This window comes from Ensifer sp. GW823-FHT05D09 (assembly GCF_058795755.1).
Genome location: NZ_JBXAIA010000058.1, coordinates 1 through 324 on the forward strand (window position 1 = coordinate 1; position 324 = coordinate 324).

The 324-nt window shown below is 62.7% G+C and carries 1 protein-coding gene; it reads left to right on the forward strand.

Annotated elements, in window-relative coordinates:
* Positions 1-324: ABC transporter permease subunit (locus tag AC1Q80_RS30910; RefSeq protein ID WP_492362953.1), on the forward strand; the 324-nt coding region annotated here is incomplete at both ends.

The window sequence follows — 324 nt, forward strand, 5'->3', positions numbered from 1 at the left end:
CTGATCCCGTTGATGCAGGAACAGGGCACCAGCGACGAGGAGGCGGCGCTGTCCCTGGGCGCGTCCGGCTGGCAGACCTTCTGGCATGTGACGCTGCCCAACATCAAATGGGGGCTGCTTTACGGCGTGCTCCTCTGCAACGCCCGTGCCATGGGCGAGTTCGGCGCGGTGTCGGTGGTGTCGGGCCATATTCGCGGCCAGACCAACACCATGCCGTTGCAGGTGGAAATCCTCTATAATGAATATAACTTCGTTGCCGCCTTTGCGGTGGCGACGTTGCTGGCGCTGCTGGCGCTGGTCACCCTCGTCTTGAAATCGGCGCTC